The sequence below is a fragment of the Gellertiella hungarica genome, assembly GCF_014197145.1.
Taxonomy (GTDB): Bacteria; Pseudomonadota; Alphaproteobacteria; order Rhizobiales; family Rhizobiaceae; genus Gellertiella; species Gellertiella hungarica.
On record NZ_JACIEZ010000016.1, the window covers coordinates 1 to 20,096 of the forward strand.

The following is a 20,096-nucleotide window of genomic DNA, read 5'->3' on the forward strand; positions in this document are numbered from 1 at the left end:
TACAATGCCACGATAAAAGGCCGGACACATGACTGAACCTGACCGATCCCATCGATACAGAGTCTTGCATTCCACGGGCCGTCCACACATGGGGGAACTGTCGCGAGAACAATAAAGCTGCGCTGTGACAACACGCGCAAATTCTGCCGCAGAAATCTCACCACGGAGCAATACGCTATAAAGTGGCGGGGGCCGCCAACATCAAGCATTCTGAGGGCCTGGCTGCTGTTCAGAGATTGTGTGGAATGCGACCACACCGTCCATGACGAATTATTGGCCGCAATTTTCAGTTTTCTTTGTGGTGTTGGCGCTGGAGGCGAGAAATCATAATTTTCAGCGGCCGCATCAGTCATTTCTTGAATTCCTTTGCGCCACCGAGCCGATACCAGCGGCTGAGCGTTCTCGCGACACGCCGCTCATGATCGAGATAGAAAAGCTCACTGGTGAAGCCCGGGCTGCCGTTATCGATTTCAGGATGTCCGAACATATGCCCCGCCAAACACGGCACAGCCCTCTGGCATAGGAAAAAATCTTCAAGCAACACGGCACTACCGGTCATGCGATGGTTCTTACGCGCAATGTCTTCAAGGTCGCGCGTCAGTCGCTCAAGGCGAGGAATAAGGATTTCAGGTTCAGTACCAAGCCAGGGATTAGGCATGAGACACCCTCCGATTCGTGTTGGCAACAGGAATTACAAACGACCGAGTCGCATCAAAATGTCAATTTACGAAATCAAATAACGCAATTAATAGATCATAATTACCCAATGTTGACATTGCTAAGCCTACCGCTCAACTCGGTGTATGGATTTAATGGCTGACAGTCTCAGGGCAGCCCGCTCCGTCTTGAGCAAAAGCCAAGAGCAGGTCGCGGGAGAATCCGGCATAAATTTCCGCACTCTCAGACGACTTGAGGAGGGCAGCTATATCCGTTTGCCGTACGATATCGTGGTGTTGAAGAAATACTACGAGCGGGAGGGAATTGAATTTCTTGCAGCAGACGATAGCCAGGGTCCAGGCCTAAGTTGGCCGTCGCCAAAGGAGTTTGACCCTTCGCACCGAGACAAGATCAGGGTGGGCCGGAACTTGGCGAATCTTTCGCAACGCGAATTCGCCGCGCTTTCAGGGATCGGGCAGAGCGTCATTTCGCGCATAGAAAGCGGGCAGAACATCCTCGTACCTGTAAAGTCCGTGTCTACCATGCTGTCGACCCTGGAAAAGCTCGGGGTTCTCCTCTCGGACGCTCCAAACGGTACGCGGTCAATTGCAAGACTCGCGACAAAAATCCGTCACGACATCGGCTGAGAACATACTTTTGCATCTCCGCCAGCCCTAGCAGCTAGCAGAGTTAGCGGTGCAGGCGAAATCCTGCTTGCTTGCCGCAACATTTGACCAGACACTGTTCTCAGCCTTTTTGCAGCCGTTTAGCTAAAGTCTCAAAAATTTGAGAGGGGGCTGCACGACCGCACCTTTCAGGCCTCGATAGAGGGAGTGAACATGCGATGCGTAACTACCTGAAATCGCTGGGGCTTCCTCCGTTTTCGCGATTCTTAAAGTCGCGCTTTTTGGTGCCAAGTCGACTTTGGCTTGGCTTGAAGTCGCAAATTTTTAGTTTTGACAAAGGAGACTTGTCCCTGAGACAAGTTTCCGTGATCGGAAGCGACAACATTTTTTGATGGATACCATAAGAAACATTCGTTGGATTGATGCATAAAGCGCACGCATAGTGATGATGTCGAACGCCCCTTCCGAGACGTTCCGCCCAGAAAGGACATCGCCATGACCTATGTATCGCCCGCCCCGAGGCGGCGTGCGGCTGCACCCGCATACCTTCTCGATACCTCTTTCGCCCTGCTGACGCTGGTTCTGAAGCCCGCATCCGCTGCCGCAAAGGCCTGGCGTCAGCAGCGCTCGCTTCACCAGCTCGAGAACCTTCCGGAAGGTCTTCTGAAGGATATCGGCTGGCCTGGCGCCGACACGCGCCGGTGAACCGATGCGCCCATTTGCGACAGGAATACCCGAGAGCGGGCCGTTTCAAGCAGAAACGGCCCGCTTCGTAACCGGAAAGGTAATTTCCGGTATAAATCACTGCTATTACGGGGGTTTCACCTCCTACCCAAAAGTGTAGTCTTACCCCACTTGCAAAGAATTTCACGTCTCATGTCGCAAATATTTTGCGAATGTCGCGTTTGATCCCCCCTTCCGCCTCGAACTCATTCAGTGTAGATGTCGTTTTTAAGCAATGCCGCATTCTCGCGACACGGTCGCGATGCGTCAGCGCTCGAAAGCCACCGTCACGCGGCAGCCGCTGGCCCCAGCACGGCCGTCAGGAACGGATAGCGCCACATCTCTCCGCGGGAGTTTCGGTCATGAACAAGGGCCAGACCAAGAAGCGTTCGATAGTCTTCTTCCTCGTGCCGCATTTCTCCATGCTGCCCTTCTCGGCTGCCATCGAGACCCTGCGCATTGCAAACCGCATGCTGGGCTATCCTGCCTATGTGTGGCGTCTGGCATCCGTGGATGGCCAGAAGGTTGCCTCCTCCTCGGGCATCAGCATCGAGGTGAACACCTCGCTGGCCGACGAGCGGCGCCACCTTTCGGGCGAAGGCCGCCCCAACATGGCGATCGTCTGTTCGGGCATCTATGTGGAGGAATTCCACAACAAGTCCGTCTCGGCCTGGCTGCGCGAGGTCTACAATCGCGGCGTGGCCGTGGGCAGCCTCTGCACGGGCGCCCATGTGCTCGCGCAGGCCGGCCTGCTCAATGGCAAGCGCTGCGCCATCCACTGGGAGAACCTGCCGGGCTTTGCCGAGACCTTCCCCCAGGCGGAAGTCTATGCCGACCTCTACGAGATCGACAGCAACATCTACACCTGCGCCGGCGGCACCGCATCGCTGGACATGATGCTGAACCTCATCAGCCAGGATTTCGGCGAAAACCTCGTCAACCGGGTCTGCGAGCAGGCCCTGACCGACCGGGTTCGCAGCGCCCACGACCGGCAGCGGCTGCCGCTGCGCGCACGCCTCGGCGTGCAGAACTCCAAGGTGCTCTCGATCATCGAACTCATGGAAAGCAATCTGGCCGAGCCGCTCTCGCTGCTGGAGATCGCCGACCATGCCGGACTTTCGCGTCGCCAGATCGAGCGCCTCTTCCGCCAGGAAATGGGCCGCTCCCCTGCCCGCTACTATCTGGAGATCCGCCTGGACCGCGCACGGCACCTGCTCGTCCAGTCGTCGATGCCCGTCGTGGAAGTGGCAGTCGCCTGCGGCTTCGTGTCGGCATCCCACTTCTCCAAGTGCTACCGCGAGCTTTACAACCGCTCGCCCCAGCAGGAGCGCGCCGAGCGGAAGATCAACATGAACACCAACCGGACCGGGGTCGTCGTCTGATCCCTTCACCGGAACAAATGAAAAAAGCCGCCCGAGGGCGGCTTTTTGTTGAGCGGCTTGCGGATCAGCCGGCGGCGCGCCGGGCACGGGCGCTTTCCTCGGCCATGAGATAGTCGGAATAGACCTGGTTGCGGCCGCGATGCTTGGCCATGTAGAGGAACTGGTCGGCCGCGTTGATGTAGTTGTCGAAGGTCTCGAAACCGGACACTTCGGCGACTCCGATGGACACCGAAATCGACAGCTCCTCCTCATCCGCAACCACCTTGACCGTCGCCAGGCGGCGGCGAAGCTCGTCGAAATAGGCCGTCGCCTCTGCCGCATCCAGATCGACCACCAGAAGGCCGAACTCTTCGCCACCCAGGCGGCAGAGCAGATGGCCCTTGCCTTCCACCTCGTTCTTCAGCCGGTTGGCGACGGCAACCAGCACGAGATCGCCGATCTCATGGCCGTAGGTATCGTTGAGCCGCTTGAAATGGTCGATGTCGAGCACGCCGATCGAAAGATGCCGCCCCATCTTCAGCCCGCGGCTGATGAGCTTCGGCCCCTCGGCATAGAAATAGCGACGGTTGTAGAGCCCTGTCAGGTAGTCGGATGCGGCCGTGGCGCGAAGCGCCTGCACCTGCCCCAGCATATCCACGTGATAGGCAACGCGGCACTGGAATTCCTCCGGCACGATGGGCGTGCGCACCGCATCGCTGGCACCCGCCCTCAGGAACAGAAGCCCGTTGAAGGCATCCTCCGGGGGGTAGAGGCCGATGAAGCCGAGCTGGTTGTTGCTGTGCTGCTTGCGGACGCGACGACAGAACTCCGCTCCGCTCATGTCGCTCAGATGCTCGCCCGCAACGACGAGGTGATAGGCGGCCTTTTCGAGCATCGCCACGGCATCCCAGCCGCTTCGCGCCTCGTCGACCTCGAAGAGCATCCGCCGCAATGCCTGACCGACCTCTGCCAGGTTCGCTTCGCTGCGGTCTGCCACAAGGACCCGCCGCCTGCGGTTCTCCATGGCCTGCCTGACCGCGCAGAAGGCCTTCTCCAGCGCAAGATCGTTATCTTTCATCACATAGTCGACGACGTGACGCTGCATGATCTCGGCACGGGTTTCCGGGCTGAAGGTCGCAGTGAAGACGATCGTCGGAATTTCGTTCTCGAGCGTGAGGTTGAGCACCTCCCCCCGCGGCGAGCCCGGCAGATTGAGATCCACCATCGCCAGCGTGTACCGCGTATCCGCCTGCTGCAAGGCCTGCTGGACCGCCGCGAGCGATCCGCAATGCTGAACGCAAAGGCCGAGCTCGTTCTGGAAGCGGAACGTCAGCACCGAGGTGAACAGCCGGGAATCTTCCACCAGGAGCAGGGTCGGCTTTGCAGCGGTTATCGGATTGCCGTCGGTCATTGTCTGATCCGTTATCCCCTCACATCTTCAACCGGCATCACACGGGCCTCTTATCCCTATGCGCCGGTGTCACGTGAAGGACGGCTGCCTGTCCGTCTCCATGCCGTGATGATCCCAATCTAGCGCAGACTGATTAATCAAGGATCGAAAAGCCGTGATAAAAGTAAATTGTAATCCATTAAAAATGACATAATTTACCTTACTCGGATGCAATATCTGAACCGCGCGTATCGGTTGCAGAAAGGCCCTTTCAGGCCTTTCTGGCGTTCCGGATCTGGACCAGGGTGTCGAGATTCTGGTTAACGCGGCAATAGAACTCTTCATCGATGAAAGGCCGCAGCATGAAATCGTTGCCGCCTGCCTTCAGGAACCGTGCCGAGAGGAGACGGTTGGATGACGAGGAAACACCGATGATCCGGAGCTGATGCGAGCCGGTGTTGGCGCGGATGCGCCGGGTCAGCTCGAAGCCGTCGATATCGGGCATGTTGTAATCGGTCACCATGAGGCCGATGTCAGGGTTCGCCTTGAGGATCTCCAGCGCCTTTGTGCCATTTTCGGCCAGACTGACACGGAAGTTGTATCGTTTCAGGCGGCTGGACAGCAGAGCCCTGGCCGTGGCGCTGTCGTCAACGATCAGCACGTGATGGCGATGGTTCGTCAGGAAGCGGCAGACCGACTCCGCAAGCATCTCCACCGCGAAGATATTGTCCTTCAGCACGTAGTCCACGATGTCCTTGGCGAGGATCTGCTCGCGCGTGCTTTCCTGGAAGGTACCGGTGAAGACGATGGTCGGCACGCTGAGATCGATGAGATAGTCCAGCGCCTCGCCATTTTCTGCCCCAGGCAGGTTGATGTTCGAGATGGCGAGCGAAATCGGTTCTTCCGACTTGTCGTAGACCAGCTGCAACTCCTCGAAATTGCGGCACACGAGCACGTCGATATCGAAAAGTTCCTTGAGGCGCTTGCTGATCATCGAGGTGAAGACGTTCGAATCCTCCGCAAGCAGGATCCGGGCATTGCTCAACGTCTCGCCGGAATATTGCATTCCCGATATGCCCAGAAATCCCATTGTTTTTCCTTGTCAGCGCGCATTTGTTCTCTTCGACGAACGTTACTGAGAACAATTTTCTTAAATGTTAATGCTTATGCGCCACTAGGAAAAATGGGAATGCGCCCCGCAACCCAGAAGGAAGCAGGGCGAGAAACGGGCTACTTGACGTGGGCAGAACCGTTTTCGATCTCCACGGTTTCGCTGCCCGCCAGCCCCACGCGATCACCATTGGGAAGCGTCAGGAAACAACCGTCGGGGCACACCGTCTCGCTTGCACCGGGATCGAGGGAGAGATCCATCCGCCCCGCTGCCTCGGAAACCTGAACGACGACGGTATCGGATCCAATATTGACGAGCGTTGCCGCTTCGGCGGCACCAGCCGTCAGGACGATTGCCGAAAGGATGCTTGCAGTCCTCATCATCAGCGCTACCGGCGCCAGACCGGCGCCGCCCCCTCTTGCAGGTGGCTTCGACAGGAAGCCCTACCCTGTGCAAGATGTAGCATAGCGCGGTGAATGCCCCATGAATACCGCGTTCATGCCTTATTGCGGTCACGGTCTGCGCCCTCAGGCGAGGGGTTTTCATGCCCTGCATCGCCATCGGCATCGGCCTTTGCAGCCGCAGCCCGTCCACGTCCGGCGATCCTGTCGCGCCCGTGGACTTCTTCGCCGCCCTTGGCCTCGGCGGCGAGAACCTTCTCGATCAGACCGCCCTCACCCTCGAGCGTGACGTTGAGATTGCGCTGCGGCATGGGGATGACGATACCCTTCTCCTTGAACTTCTCGAGAATCCCGATGCGGATGTCATTGCGCACCTGCGTGCCATTGAAGAGATCGGCGAGATAGAGACGCAGCTCGAAATCGAGCGAGAAAGGCCCGAACGCCATGAAGGCCACCGAAGGCTCCGGATTGTGCAGCACCAAGGGGTGGCTGTTGGCGAGATCGAGCAGGATCTGCATCACTTCGTGCGGCTCGCTGTCGTAGGATACCGAAACCGGGATTTCCACGCGGCCCAGCCGGTTGCGGTGGGTCCAGTTGCCCACGGAGGCGTTGATCAGCTCCGAGTTCGGCACGATGATCGACTGGTGCTGGAACGTCTCGATCTCGGTCGCGCGCACCGAGATGCGCCGCACGAAGCCTTCGGTGGTGCCCGTAACCACCCAGTCGCCCACCTTGAAGGGCCGCTCCACCAGAAGGATCAGACCGGAGACGAAATTGGACACGATGTTCTGCAGGCCGAAACCGATGCCGAGGGACAGAGCACCTGCGACGAGCGCCAGGCTGGAGAGATCGATGCCCGCGGCCGAGATGCCGATAAGGCCCGCCAGGGCCACCCCCAGATAGCCGACCCCCGTCTTGACCGAATTGCGCACGCCGGCATCCACATGGCTGCGCGCCATGATGCTGCCGTCGAGCCAGCGCTGGAACCAGCGGGTACCGAAAAGGCCTGCCACGAACAGCAGGACGCCGCTGAGGATGCCGACCAGGGAAATGGAGATATTGCCGATGGTGATTTCGGTGAAGAGACGATAGGCCCAGAGCTGCAGGTCGCGCACCTGAAAGCCCCAGGACAGCAGAATGAGCGGAATGCCCGTCAGGAGCGCCAGAAGATAGATGCCGAAGCCGGCGGCAAGGCCAAGCTGGTCGAGACCGATGGGATCGAGCTTGAAGCGGCGGCGGAAATACTGGCCGACGAGCGTGCCGCCGAAGCTGTTCTGGCGCGAGACGGCCTTGCCCGAGAGAATGCCGATATACATCGTCACCAGCACCGCCCCGGTGAGAGTGATCTGGGTGGAGACGAACCGCGCCAGCCCCACATAGCCGACAAGGGCCGCGAGAATCAGCCCGCAGCCGGCAAAGCGGAGCAGACCCGCCGCAAGCCGCGGCCACGGCTTGCCGGGCGCGTCGGGATCGCCGTCGTCGGCCAGCAGCGGGCGGGAGAAGGTCATCGCAACAAGAATAAAACCGATGACGACCGAGGCGATCAGGCTTTTGGCCACCGTGAGCACCACCGGCGAACCCAGCGCGACGCTGATGGCGCTCAGGAGGTAATCGAACCCGTTGACGACGGTCATGGCGACGATGGCGGCAACCAGCCCGCGCGCACCGCTGTTCGATACCCGCACCAGCCGCCAGTTGGGCGCAAAGGGCGAGAAGACGGCATGGCTGAGCCGCCAGACGAAATAGACGAGGCCGATGACGCTGAGTGCCGCCGAAAGGATGGGCGCTATGTCCGGCCGCAGCACGTTGAAGGTGTCGAGGAAGAAATAGCAGGCGCCCAGGAAAGAGCCGAGCACCAGGGCCGAAAGCAGGGTTGACCAGAAGGCAACCGAGAGGCGGCTGATATAGGGCGGATCCGGCTCCGTCGGTTGCCGCCGGATCATGAAGCCGACCATGCGATATCCGCCCGAGAGCAGAACCAGCGCCGCAACCAGCGACAGCGCCACCGCGAAGAAGAGCTGGAGCTGCTTCACCCGCCAGACGAAATTGATCCAGCTGGTTGTCGCGCGGCTGAGATTGTCGATCTCGTCGAAGAGGGCGGCACTGGCTTCATCGAGCATGTCGGGGGTGAAGACGGATCGGCGCGTGAGCGTGTCGGTGAACAGCTTGCGGCGCATTTCCGTGATTCGGTTGGCGAGCGCCGAGGCATCGACGGAGAGGTTTTCCGCATCGCCCGTGATGGCGTTGATCCGGCCGCGCTCATCCGTCAGGCGGTTGCGCTCTTCGGTCACCTCCCTGGCTTCCGGAGGCTGCCCCTCCTTCGGCGGATCGCCGAGTTCGGTGAGCCGCTGCGAGATCTCCTCGAGCCGCGGCCGCAGGCTGACCGTGCTCTTCAGGACGGTCCGTCCGAGATCGTCGACCTTGGCCTTGAGATCGACGAGCCGGCCGTCATCGGTTGCAGCCTTGCCCGCGAGATCGGCAAAGGAGTTCAGCTGCCGCCTTGCCTTGTCGATGGTCTGGTTCAGGGTTGCGAGCGGATCGGCGGCATCGGGTGCCGGCGCGGCGGCGGTCGCGGGGGCGGGCTGCGCCTCCTGCGCCAGCGTTGCCTTTGACGGCAGCAGGCCGGCCGCCAGCCAGGACACGAGGAGCAGGCGGAAAAGTACCGCCGGAACGAAGCGAGGAATGCGCATGTCTCAGAACCCTTGTGCCGGCGCGCGCCGGCGCCGGTTCCCATCAGGGTTCCTGCTCTAACATAAAGAACGGCATTAGGAAGGCAGGGCGTCTCGCCGGCGGCTAAAAACCTGCACCGGGCGTCGCAAGATAGGCCTTTTCCTCCTCGGTGGAGGTCCGCATCAGGATGGGGTTGCGATGGGGAAACCGCCCGAAACGGCGGATGACGTCCCGATGCCGCTCGGCATAATCGAGATAGACAGGATCGCCGAGCGCTTCGAAGAGAGACACCGAACGATCCTGGTTGCGGAGATCCTCGCTGTGCTCGAAAGGCAGATAGAAAAATGCCCGATGCTCCCGCGGGACCGCATGGTCCAGCTGCCGTTCGACCGCTTCCTCCGCCAGCGCCAGGGCGAGGCAATCCGTGGCAAAGGCCAGCGGCGTGCCGCGGTAGATGTTGCGGGGAAACTGGTCAAAAACGATGACCGCCGCGAGCATCGCCGCGGCCTCCTCCCTCCACCGTCCGTCACAGCGTCGGGCCAGCGAAAGGTGAAGGTCGCGAAACCGGGCGGCGATCTCCATGTCCATGTCCGGCGTGGAGCGGAACCATTGCTCGAAGCTCAGCCTTCCGAACCAGTAATCCAGCACATCTTCCGGTCTCATGATCGTTTCGCCTCCGATGGTGATGCTCCCCCTATCTAGGGCGTCTCGCTGCGGATTGCACGCCCGCATTCCGCTCCGGGATCAGAGCCGGCCGGAACCGATCATGTCACGGATCGCGTCATTGTCCTGCGGCCGACCGAAGAGATAGCCCTGCCCCTGCTCGCAGCCGATCTCGGCCAGGAAGGCGCGCTGCGCCTCCGTCTCCACCCCCTCGCAGATCATGGTGATCGACAAGCCCTCGCAAAGGGAACGCACGGAGCGGATGATGGCCTGGCTGGAGGCGCTGTCCGTGAGGTTCCTGACGAACATCTGGTCGAGCTTCAGCTTGTCGAGGGGGAACTTGGCGAGGTAGCCGAACGAAGAGTAACCGGTGCCGAAATCGTCCAGCGCCAGGGTGACCCCCAGCGCCTTGAGGTCGTTGAGCTTGCGCACCAGATCTCCGGACTGATCGAGGAACGTGGACTCCGTGATCTCGAGCTGAAGCCTGTCCGGCGGCAGGTTGGATTGGGCAAGCGCCTGCGCGACATCGCTGACGACGTCGCCGCGGGTGAACTGCAGCGGCGAGACGTTTACCGCCACGGTAATCGGTTCCGCCCAGGACATCGCGTCGTCGCAAGCCCGCCACAGCACCCACTGGCCGAGCTTCTCCACGAAGCCGTTGGCTTCGGCGATCTGGACGAAATCGCCCGGCGAGATCTGCCCGAGCTGCGGGTGGTTCCAGCGCACGAGCGCCTCGACGCCGATCAGCCTCCGGTCCTTCAGCGCCACCTGCGGCTGGTACGTGACCGAGATTTCGTTGCGCTCGAGCGCCCGCCAGAGCTCTCGCTCCATTTCCCGCCAGCGGGTGATCCTGTCCGAGGCGGCCGGATCGAAGCGTGTCCAGCCCGAGCCGTTGATGGCGCGGGCCTCGTCCAGCGCGAACTCCGCATTGTCGAGAAGCGTTGCGGCATCGGTCCCGCTTGTGGGCTCCCACAGCGCAAAGCCGATGTGAACGCCGATCTTGGCGCGATGCTCCCCGATCAGGAAGGGAATTCCGAGAGTGCGGATCAGGCTTTCGGCGAACTTCGCGGGATCGTCGAAGTCGCGGGAGCCGCGGCGCGCGAGGCAGAAGGAATCGCCGCCCGTTCTCCCCACCAGAAGGACACCGGGATCGTAGGTTTCGAGTGTCCGCGCGACCAGCGTCAGCAGACTGTCGCCCACATCGCGGCCGAGGGTCGTGTTGATGGTCTTGAAGCGGTGCAGGTTGAGCGAATAGACCGTGATGACGGGCGCCGAAGCGCTTTCTGCCGGCTGCTCCGCAAGCAGCTTGTCGAGGCGCGTGACAAACTCCGTTTCACGCAGCGCGCCGGTCAGCTGATCGAACCGGGACAACCGGTCGAGGGCCTCCTGCTGGCGCCGTCGCTCGGTGATGTCGCGGGCAGCGACACAGATGACGAAAGCCACGCCCTCGGGCCGCTCGAGCCTTGAAGGGGTAATCGAGTACTCGATGCAACGGCTGCCGCCGTCCCCCGGCAGCACGATTTCGCGCACGGCAGGCATCACGACCTCCCCGGACCGCACGCGCTCGAATATGGATTGTGCCTCCGCTTGCAGCCTTTCGGGCAGAACCTGCGCCATGGGAGCCCCCAGGCCCACCTGGCGGCCCGGCCTGAACACGCTGTAAACCCGCTCGCTGATTTCGATGAGGAGGCCGTCTTCGTCCGCCACCAGAATGGCATCCGAATTGTCGTTGATCACCTGCTCGAGGATCTGCCGGGTGTTGCGGGTCTCGATCGCCGCCATCTTCAGAAGCCAGCCCCGGATATCGAGCTCTATGACGGTGCGGGAGAAGGCGATCCCGACCAGCGCAAGATGAATGAGCGCGGTGTGCAGAGCAATGGCATGATCCCGGTACAGGTAGAAGGCGACGCCTTCGAAGACGAGACCGGTGGCCGCCAGGAACAGGAATTGCCCGGTCAGGCGGCGCGGCTTGAAAAAGAAGAACCCGGCGAGCGCAACGGACAGGGCAAGCCCCGCAAGCCACGGATTGGCAGGCACCGCCACCCGGTTCTGCAGGAGCGTCTCGGCGGCCAGGATCTGCACCATAGGCCCCGGGATGTTCCCGTGAACGGGAACCGTGAAATAGTCCTTCAGCTCCACCGCGTGGGCACCCACCAGCACCGATTTTCCGTCGAGAGCACCCTTGCTCAGCTTTCCGGCAAGTAGTGTCGAGACCGAATAGACCGGAACGGTCGCGGGATTGATGGAGAAGTCGATGGGGAAGTGCTCGAGCCTGTTCCCTTCGTTGCCCGCAAGCAGCGTCGGGATGGAGGCGAGCGGGCCATCCGGTGCCGGCACGGCATAGGGCATGTCCCGGACGACCCCATCCATGCCGGGAATGACGTTGACGGCGCCCAGCCACGCATTGTCGGCGAGCTCGGGAATGGGAGAGGTCAGGGAAAGCTGCTGGCGGCTTCGCTCGGCGGCGCTGCTTTGCAGGAAGGCCGGAAGGATGACTGCGCCGCCCGCCCTCTTCAGCGCCGCGGCGAAGGCCTCGTCCTGCGCGGGATCGGAGCGGGCGGAGAAATCGATGTCGAAGGCAATGTCCCGAACACCGGACTTCATCAGTTCATCGACGATCTGCCCGTGGATGGAGCGCGGCCAGGGCCATACGCCGATGGTATCGAGGCTCTTCTTGTCGATGGCCAGAAAGGCGATCCCGCCCGAAGCCCGCCGGGGCGAGAACGCCATGCGGTTCTCCGTCAGAAAGGCATCGACGGAGCGGACATAGTTCATGCCATGGAAGAGATAGCCAGCGAGCAGAAAGGCCGCCAGGCTGGCCATGAGGATGAAGGTACGGCGCGGCGAGCCGGCAAACCGGAGCTTCACGGGAGCTGCCTGCCCGTGTCAGTTCTTGCCCTTGTACCTGTTGCCGCCTTCGCCCTTGCCCTTGCTCTCACTTTTCCCATCGCCGGTATCCCTCCCACCGGCATTATCATGACCTGAATTGCTGTCGGAAGCGTTACCTTTTCCCTCGCTTTCCCTGTCGGAACGATCCTTGCCCTCGGAGCCGCTCCCGGCACTGTCCCTGCCGCTGCCGTCGGCGCCCGAGCTGCCCTTTCCGCCACTGGAACCGGAGCCGGAAGTCCCGCCGGGTGCGCCGCTGCCCGTGCTGCCGGACTTGCCCGCGTCGGATCCCGACGACGAGGCACCGCCACCCGAAGCCGAACCACCTGCCGGACTGCCCCCGGATGCGGAGCCGCCACCGGTTCCCTTGCCCGACGTGCCGGAAGACGACCCCGACGACCCGGTGTCCGTGCCCTTGGAGGATTTGGTCTCGTTATCGGGGGATGCGGTTCCGGAGGCTTCATCGGTGCCGGGAGCACCGGTTGCCGCGGCCGCCGTGCTTTTTGCCGTCTTTGAGGGAACGGCTGCCTGCGGAGCGGGAACCATGGGCGAGAAGGGCGAGACCTTCACGATGGGCTCGAAATGCTTGTTGGTGCCGGTGACCGCCATGGCGGTCCGGGGATTGTTGTCGACAGCCGCCTTCTGGCCGGCCCGCACGCCCGTGCGCTCCCCGGAAAGTGCATCGGTCACCTCCACACGTCCTCGGTCCACGCCGACGGTGGCCCCCTTCCCGGAGACGGTCACGCTGAAGACGGTGCCTTTGACGACGGCGGCAAGATAGGGCGTCTGTACGGCCAGATGCGGCTTGACCTTGGGATCGATCTCCAGACGGATCGTCCCCGCCTGCTGCGCGAAATCCGTGTGAACGGCAAAGCCGGGGCGCTCGTAGACGCCTGCAAGCGTGTTGGGCTGGAAGGTCACCCGATCCTTGGCCCGCTGCAGGACCACCCGGCCGCGCGGGCCCGTGCTGATCCAGCTCTGGTTCTTCACCGTCATCCCGGGCTTCAGGGGAAACCACGTCTTCCGGTCTTCCGTGTAGCTCGAAGGCTGGCTGACCTTGGCAACCACCCAGTCGGCGGCCAGAGCGGCCACGGGCTGAGCAAGGGAAAGAAGTGCGAGTGCGGGAACGAGGAGGAACTTCTTCATGACGCATCCATGTACAGATTTGATTATGAGCTAAAATCATATTGCTGAATCGCTTCTTAAACCCTGCGAGATATCGCGGGAAATGCAGCGCTAAATTGCATCACTGTTAATGATTGGTTGCGAAATTGCGCACAAGCGAAACGAGCCATTCCGGAACCGGATGGCACTGCCTCGCGTTGGTTTCGCTGACGATCCACGGATGGCGGGGGAGCAGGATGACGGCGCGCGCAAGCTGGAAAGGCGAGATTTCCATCGGGGACCTGTCGCTGATGCTGACCCTTCACGCTGCGGCTTCAACCTCGGAGCGCATCGTCTTCCACATGCTGAACCGCCGCACAGGCAACCGCCTGCACCGCGAGTTTGTCGACAGCGAAAGCGGCAAGGCGGTCGACGATGCGGACGAGATGAAGGGCTACGAGGTCGCGGACGACGATTATCTGGTCATCGATCCCGAGGAGATATCCGGTGCCGTGCCCAGGAACGATCACCGGCTGCATGTGGAAGCGGTGATCGACCGCGAGGATTTCGACCGCCTGTTTCTGGACCGGCCCTATTTCCTCCTTCCGGCACGGGAGGAGGACAGGGAGGATTACGTCCGCCTGCGGGATGCGCTGGCCGCCAAAAACCGCGCGATCATTGCCAGCGCGGTTCTGTTCCGCAGGGTGCGCCATCTGATCATCCGCGCCGAGAGCGGAGGCCTCGTGGCCGCCACGCTGCACTTCAGGCAGGAGGTGCGCTCTTCCGACGAAGTCTTTGACCAGATTCCCGAAATATCCGTGAAAGGCGAGATGCTGGAGCTTGCGACCCACATCATCCAAACCCGTGCCGGCGCGTTCGATCCCGAAGCCTTCGACGATCGTTACGAGGCAGCCCTCGTCGAGGTGGTCAAGGCGAAGCTGGCCGGCCGCAAGATCCGCAAGCCGCCGGAGCCCGAGCGGGGCAAGGTGATCGACCTCATGCAGGCGCTGCGCGAGAGCGCGGATCTTGCCGGGTCCGACGGCAGGAAGCCGGCCGGCAAGGCAGGCGGCCGCAAACCGGCAAAACAGGCGCCGCGCAAGCGAAAGGCAGGTTGAGCCATGGCAGGATCACTCGAAACCTATCATGCGAAACGCAACTTTCGCTCGACGCGGGAGCCGCGCGGCCGGAAGGGAAAGTCCGCCGGCAACAGCTTCTGCATCCAGAAGCACGATGCCACGCGGCTGCATTATGATTTCCGCCTCGAAATGGACGGCGTTCTCAAGAGCTGGGCCGTCACGCGCGGCCCGAGCCTCGATCCCGAGGACAAGCGGCTTGCGGTGCATGTGGAAGATCATCCGCTGGACTACGGAGACTTCGAGGGCACCATCCCGAAGGGAGAATATGGAGGCGGAACGGTGCTCCTCTGGGACCGGGGCACCTGGACACCGGACGGCGATCCGCACCGCGGCTATGCCAAGGGCCACATGGAGTTCACGCTCGACGGCGAAAAGCTGAAGGGACGCTGGCATCTGGTGCGGATGCACGGGCGGGGCCGTGAAAAACGCGAAAACTGGCTGCTGATCAAGGGGGATGACGAGTTTGCCCGTCCGGGCGACGACGGCGCCTATCTGAAGGAGGCGCCCCTGTCGGTGAAGACGGGCCGCGAGCTCGGCGAGATCGCCGGAGAGAAGCCCGGCTGGTCGTCGAAGGCAGGCGGTGCGATCAAGGCGAAGGATGGGAAGGGCACCGGCAAGAAGCCTTCCCGGGAGAAGGCGAAGGCCATGCCCGCAGCGCCGCTGGCGCTTCCGGAAGAGGCCGCCGCAGCGCCCCTGCCGGATTTCGTCGAACCGCAGCTCGCCACACTCGTGGAGAAGCCACCCGAAGGCGACGACTACATCCACGAGATCAAGTTCGACGGCTACCGGCTGCTCGCGCGCCTGGAGAAAGGCAAGGTGACCTTCCTCACGCGAACCGGGCTCGACTGGACCGAACGTTTCGGCCCGGGCGTCGCAGCGGCCATCGCCGATCTTCCGGCGAAAAGCCTGCTTCTGGACGGCGAACTCGTCGTGGAGCGGGAGGGAGGCATCTCCGATTTCTCCGCTTTGCAGGCCGATCTTTCGGAAGATCGTCACGATCGCTTCCGCTTCTATGCCTTCGATATCCTCCATCTGGACGGTCATGATCTTCGGGAGCTGCCGCTTGCGGAGCGCAAGAGCGTGCTGGAGAGGCTGATACCGCCCTCAGATGTCACTCTTCGCTTCAGCGGCCATTTCGCCGATACCGGAGCGGATGTGCTTGCCCATGCGTGCCGGCTCGGGCTCGAGGGCATCGTGTCGAAGCGGGCAGACCTCCCCTACCGGTCGGGCCGCTCGCGAAGCTGGCTGAAGGCGAAGTGTTCGGCCCGTCAGGAATTCGTCATCGGCGGCTACGTCCCCTCCTCCGTCTCCAACCGCGCCATCGGGGCTCTTGTGCTCGGGGTCTTCGAGGGTGACAATCTGGTGCACGTGGGCAAGGTGGGGACGGGCTTCAGCCGCGCCGTGGCGGAAAGCCTGTTCCGGCAGCTCCAGCCGCTCCGGACCGACCGTTCGCCCTTTGCGGCCAGGCTGACGTCGGCCGAGGCGAAGGGCGTGCGCTTCCTCAAGCCCGAGAAGGTTGCGGAGATCGAGTTTCGAGCCTGGACGGGGGACGGGCATCTGCGCCACGCCTCCTTCCGCGGCTTGCGGGAAGACAAGGACGCCAGCGCCATCCGCCGGGAAGCAAAGCCGGCATCGGGAGAAAAAGCCATGCCCACCGGGGAGCAGGAAAAGCCCGCCGCCCTCTTCAAGGGGCTGACCCATCCGGACCGCATCTACTGGCCGGAAGAGGGCGTCACCAAGCTTGGTCTGGCCGAGTATTATGCGGAAATGTGGGACTATCTCGCCCCCTTCGTGACAGGCCGGGCGCTCGCCCTCCTCCGCTGCCCGGAAGGCATCAACGGCGAACGCTTCTTCCAGAAACACAAGTGGCGCGGGATGAACGCCGCGATCCAGTCTGTGAAGGACCCCGGCGAACCGGACGAGGAGCCGCTGCTTTCGATCCGCGACGTCAAGGGCATCGTGGCGCTTGCGCAGTCGGCGGCCCTGGAGATCCACCCCTGGGGCTCGACGCTGAAGGCCGTCGAAAGGCCGGACATGCTCATCCTCGACCTTGATCCCGGCGAAGGCGTGGCCTGGACGGAGGTGATCGAAGGGGCGACTTTCGCACGCCGCCTTCTGGAGGAGGCGGGGCTCGCCGCCTATGTCAAGACTTCCGGCGGCAAGGGGTTGCACGTCGTGGCTCCGCTGAAACCAAAGGCCGACTGGGACGCAGTGAAGGCCTATACGAAGTCCGTTGCGGACCGCATGGCCGACGAGCAGCCCGACCGCTATGTCTCCACCATCACCAAGGCAAAGCGTGTCGGCAAGATATTCGTGGATTATCTGCGCAATCAGCGCGGCATGACGGCAGTGGCCCCCTACTCGCCCAGGGCGAGACCCGGTGCCCCCGTCTCCATGCCGGTCTTCTGGGAGGAGCTGAGCCCGGCAGTCGGGCCTCAGCACTTCACGCTCATGAATGCCGTTGCGCGGATGGACGCTCTTTCGGAGGATCCCTGGAAGGATTTCTGGGAAAAGGCCCGCCCCCTGCCCTGAGTTGAGGCTTTCCCTATTTCCGACCGGCCTTGCGATCCTTGTCGAGGCTCTGCCTGAGCGCGTCCATGATGTTGACCACATTGCCCTTCTCGGGCTCGGCACGCCGGGGCGCGGATTTCTTGCTGGCCGTCTTCTTCCGTGCCTTCTTGTGCTCGGCAATGATCTCCCGAAGCCGCTCGTTGACGGGATCGTCGATCTCCCCGGGCTCCCACCCCTGCTTCTCCTGCGAGAGAAGCCGGACGACGGCAGTGCGTGCCTTTGTGCCGGCCTTCTCCTTTTCCAGTTCGCCGAAATACTCCTCGGGCGGTCGCACCTCGTCGCCGTAGCGCAGGGTCCAGACGACCATGCCGCGGCCGCGCGGTTCGATCATGACGGCGCGCTCGCGCCGATACAGAACCAGCCGGGCAATGCCCACGGTACCGGTCTCCTCCATGGCGGCGCGGATCACGGCAAAGGCCTCCTCGCCCACCTCGTCATCGGGAAAGAGATAATGCGGCCGGTCGAGAAAAAGCGCCGGAATCTCGTCGGCGCCGATAAAGAGGTCGATATCGATGGTGCGCGTGCTGTCCAGCGCCACCGCATCGATCTCGTCTTCCTCAAGCATCACATATTTCCCTTCGGCATGTTCATAGCCGCGGATCTGGTCGTCATCCTCGACCACCTTGCCCGTTACGGCGTCCACGTAGCGGCTCATGACGCGATTGCCGGTCTTGCGGTTGACCGTGGTGAAGCGCACCTTTTCCTCGTCGGTAAGCGCCGGCATCATGGCAACAGGGCAGGTCACCAGCGTCAGCTTCAGATAGCCTTTCCAGAAGGGTCTCGGGGCCATGATGCGGTCTCCTTCACAACACGCGCAGAACATAAAAAAAGCGCCCCTTGGGGTAAGGGGCGCAGTTGTCTCTAGGGTCGCTGGGGGCGAACATGCCGGGTGCCGACGCCGCGACGAAATGGAACATCTCCTCACATCCCAACCAGCATGCTCGCAGCTAGAACGCGCAGGCTGCGAAGGGGTTCCGGAGCCATCGCAGGATTTTTCGCCCGGAGCGCCGCACGCTCCGTTCGGAACCAATCGGCGCTCCCTTCGTTGAGTTTCCGGATACCCTCAAAAAGGAGTTATGCCGATGCGAACCAATATCCAGAACCCGTCGGACCCGCTGGTGGACCGCGACCCCGACGATCCCACCGATCTGAACGACCGCGACTTCCAGGCACGCGAGGCACGTCAGGGAAGGCTTGGCCGTCCGGTGCTGACCGTACTGATCGCCGGCCTTGCTCTCGCGTTCATCGGCTGGGCCGCCGTCGAATTCTGGGGCCAGACCATGCCCGACGACCAGTTGCCGAAGCAGGTGACGACCGACCAGAACACCGATCAGCCGGGCTCCGAAGTGCCGACGGTCGACAGCCCCAACGCAACGAACACCCACCAGACACCGCCACCGGACGTCAACCGCAGCCCGCAGGCTTCCTCGACAGGGAGCGCGCCGGCTCCGGCCAACAGCCCGTAACCGGGTTCGCCAATGGAAAAGGGACGGTCCTGCCGTCCCTTTTTTGCGTCCATGACCGGACTATCTCCCTGGCGTGAAGGCCTTCCCCTACTGGCGGAAGAGCCTCAGCCGGACATAGCCTGCACCGGCGATGTCCTCGGCTATGGTGCGGATCCGCGTGACGGAATCGTCGTCGGGGACAAGCCCCTCGATGATCACGTAGGACCCGAGTATGCGGATCGATACGCGGGACACATCCTCCTCGCACTCCGCGGCCAAAGCCGTCCGGATGGAGGCGAGCAACCCCGAAGCCGTCGCCCCGTCGGGGCAATAGGCCTCCGGCTGGGCTTCGGGCAATATCAGTACCATGGAACCCTCCTTTTTTAGCAGATGGATAACGCTGCACGCCCCGCTCCCGTTCCGGGTGAAGGACGGTTAATTCGCAGACGCAACGGCAGGCGGACACCCGCAGGGAACCGCGAGGGCCCGCAAGGAGTTGGTGGTAGCGACCATTCCACGCGCGAGGCCAACCGCATGCCCCCCAGAAAGAACGATCCGAAGTCTTCTCACCCGCTTCAGGGAAAGGTTGCGCTCGTCACGGGCGCCGGTTCCGGAATCGGCCGCGCCACTGCGCTTGCGCTGGCCGCGCGCGGGGCGACGGTCGGCGTCCTCTCTCATACGGAAGACGAGGTGATGGACGCCTGCAGGGAAATCAGCGAGAGGGGCGGCAAGGCCGTCGCGCTGGTCGCGGATGTCACGGAAAGCGGTGCCATGGCGGATGCGGCACGCTGGCTGCTTCACGAGAGCGGCAAGATCGACATCGTGGTGGCGAATGCGGGGATCAACGGCGTCTGGGCACCCATCGACGATCTGGCGCCGGAAGAATTCGACCGCACCATCGCGGTCAACCTGCGCGGAACCTACCTCACCCTGCATCACACCGTGCCCCATCTGAAGCGCGGCGGCGGCGGCTCCATCGCCATCGTTTCCTCCATCAATGGCGTGCGCACGTTCACGACACCCGGGGCCACCGCCTATGCGGCGACCAAGGCGGCACAGGTGGCCATGACCAAGCAGCTGGCGCTCGAGCTGGGCAAGCATCAGATCCGCGTCAATGCCTTCTGCCCCGGCGCGATCGCGACCGACATCGAGGACAGCACGGAAATCCGCGATCGCGAGGAAACCGAGATCCCCGTGGAATGGCCGGAAGGCGATATTCCCATCACTGCCGGCGCCAAGGGCCGTCCGCAGGACGTCGCGGACATGATTGCCGTTCTTGCGGGCGACGAGGCACGTCACGTAACGGGAAGCATCATCTTCGTCGACGGGGGCCAGAGCCTCTTGCGCTGAAG

At 62.4% G+C, this 20,096-nt stretch carries 18 protein-coding genes; 7 read left to right on the forward strand and 11 right to left on the reverse strand.

The features are described 5' to 3' along the window. A partial coding sequence (locus tag GGR23_RS23090) for a hypothetical protein (protein ID WP_210297054.1) occupies positions 1-353 on the reverse strand: 353 nt, incomplete at its 3' end. Then, positions 350-658 (reverse strand): hypothetical protein, encoded by a 309-nt coding sequence (locus GGR23_RS21645; protein WP_183368418.1) that lies wholly within the window; start codon positions 656-658, stop codon positions 350-352. The genes GGR23_RS23090 and GGR23_RS21645, both read right to left, overlap by 4 nt. Positions 659-812: 154 nt before the next feature. Here GGR23_RS21645 and GGR23_RS21650 point away from each other — a divergent pair, with 154 nt between their 5' ends. The 3 genes from GGR23_RS21650 (at position 813) to GGR23_RS21660 (ending at position 3,388) form a co-directional block, all read left to right on the forward strand. After that, on the forward strand, positions 813-1,304 hold the full coding sequence (locus GGR23_RS21650) for a helix-turn-helix domain-containing protein (RefSeq protein WP_183368419.1): 492 nt from the start codon (positions 813-815) through the stop codon (positions 1,302-1,304). 474 nt (positions 1,305-1,778) lie between these two features. Further along, positions 1,779-1,988, forward strand: coding sequence for a hypothetical protein (locus tag GGR23_RS21655; protein ID WP_183368420.1), 210 nt, complete (start codon positions 1,779-1,781; stop codon positions 1,986-1,988). Between the two features lie 380 nt (positions 1,989-2,368). Continuing rightward, entirely contained in the window at positions 2,369-3,388 is a 1,020-nt protein-coding gene (locus GGR23_RS21660; protein ID WP_183368421.1) for a GlxA family transcriptional regulator, read from the forward strand. Positions 3,389-3,452: 64 nt separating this feature from the next. On the opposite strand, the gene GGR23_RS21665 is transcribed toward GGR23_RS21660, so the two are convergent. From GGR23_RS21665 to GGR23_RS21695, 7 genes are all read right to left on the reverse strand, one after another. Further along, positions 3,453-4,778, reverse strand: a complete 1,326-nt coding sequence (locus tag GGR23_RS21665) for a diguanylate cyclase (protein ID WP_183368422.1) — start codon at positions 4,776-4,778, stop codon at positions 3,453-3,455. Between the two features lie 250 nt (positions 4,779-5,028). Further along, the gene (locus GGR23_RS21670; RefSeq protein ID WP_183368423.1) at positions 5,029-5,847 is read right to left on the reverse strand and encodes a response regulator; all 819 of its coding nucleotides are present in this window, start codon (positions 5,845-5,847) and stop codon (positions 5,029-5,031) included. A gap of 140 nt (positions 5,848-5,987) precedes the next feature. Beyond that, entirely contained in the window at positions 5,988-6,251 is a 264-nt protein-coding gene (locus GGR23_RS21675; RefSeq protein ID WP_183368424.1) for a hypothetical protein, read from the reverse strand. 113 nt (positions 6,252-6,364) lie between these two features. Then, positions 6,365-8,959, reverse strand: a complete 2,595-nt coding sequence (locus GGR23_RS21680) for a mechanosensitive ion channel family protein (protein WP_183368425.1) — start codon at positions 8,957-8,959, stop codon at positions 6,365-6,367. A 103-nt stretch (positions 8,960-9,062) separates the two neighbouring features. Beyond that, positions 9,063-9,602 carry a DUF924 family protein gene (locus GGR23_RS21685; protein WP_246365996.1) on the reverse strand — a complete coding sequence of 180 codons (540 nt, stop codon included), beginning with the start codon at positions 9,600-9,602 and terminating at the stop codon, positions 9,063-9,065. An 81-nt stretch (positions 9,603-9,683) separates the two neighbouring features. After that, a complete protein-coding gene (locus GGR23_RS21690) occupies positions 9,684-12,470 on the reverse strand; it encodes an EAL domain-containing protein (protein ID WP_183368427.1) in 2,787 nt (928 codons plus the stop codon). Between the two features lie 18 nt (positions 12,471-12,488). Then, positions 12,489-13,634, reverse strand: a complete 1,146-nt coding sequence (locus tag GGR23_RS21695) for a FecR domain-containing protein (protein ID WP_183368428.1) — start codon at positions 13,632-13,634, stop codon at positions 12,489-12,491. Between the two features lie 215 nt (positions 13,635-13,849). Here GGR23_RS21695 and ku (GGR23_RS21700) point away from each other — a divergent pair, with 215 nt between their 5' ends. Beyond that, positions 13,850-14,707, forward strand: a complete 858-nt coding sequence (gene ku / locus GGR23_RS21700; RefSeq protein WP_183368429.1) for a non-homologous end joining protein Ku — start codon at positions 13,850-13,852, stop codon at positions 14,705-14,707. Positions 14,708-14,710: 3 nt separating this feature from the next. Beyond that, positions 14,711-17,260, forward strand: a complete 2,550-nt coding sequence (gene ligD / locus GGR23_RS21705) for a DNA ligase D (RefSeq protein ID WP_183368430.1) — start codon at positions 14,711-14,713, stop codon at positions 17,258-17,260. Positions 17,261-17,273: 13 nt separating this feature from the next. On the opposite strand, the gene ku (GGR23_RS21710) is transcribed toward ligD, so the two are convergent. Further along, positions 17,274-18,089 carry a non-homologous end joining protein Ku gene (ku, locus tag GGR23_RS21710; RefSeq protein WP_183368431.1) on the reverse strand — a complete coding sequence of 272 codons (816 nt, stop codon included), beginning with the start codon at positions 18,087-18,089 and terminating at the stop codon, positions 17,274-17,276. A gap of 292 nt (positions 18,090-18,381) precedes the next feature. Between ku (GGR23_RS21710) and GGR23_RS21715 the strand changes: the two genes are divergently transcribed. Further along, on the forward strand, positions 18,382-18,765 hold the full coding sequence (locus GGR23_RS21715; protein WP_183368432.1) for a CD34/podocalyxin family protein: 384 nt from the start codon (positions 18,382-18,384) through the stop codon (positions 18,763-18,765). An 87-nt stretch (positions 18,766-18,852) separates the two neighbouring features. On the opposite strand, the gene GGR23_RS21720 is transcribed toward GGR23_RS21715, so the two are convergent. Further along, entirely contained in the window at positions 18,853-19,113 is a 261-nt protein-coding gene (locus GGR23_RS21720) for a hypothetical protein (protein WP_183368433.1), read from the reverse strand. Positions 19,114-19,278: 165 nt separating this feature from the next. Between GGR23_RS21720 and GGR23_RS21725 the strand changes: the two genes are divergently transcribed. Continuing rightward, positions 19,279-20,094 (forward strand): SDR family oxidoreductase, encoded by an 816-nt coding sequence (locus GGR23_RS21725; protein WP_183368434.1) that lies wholly within the window; start codon positions 19,279-19,281, stop codon positions 20,092-20,094. Positions 20,095-20,096 lie beyond the last annotated feature (2 nt).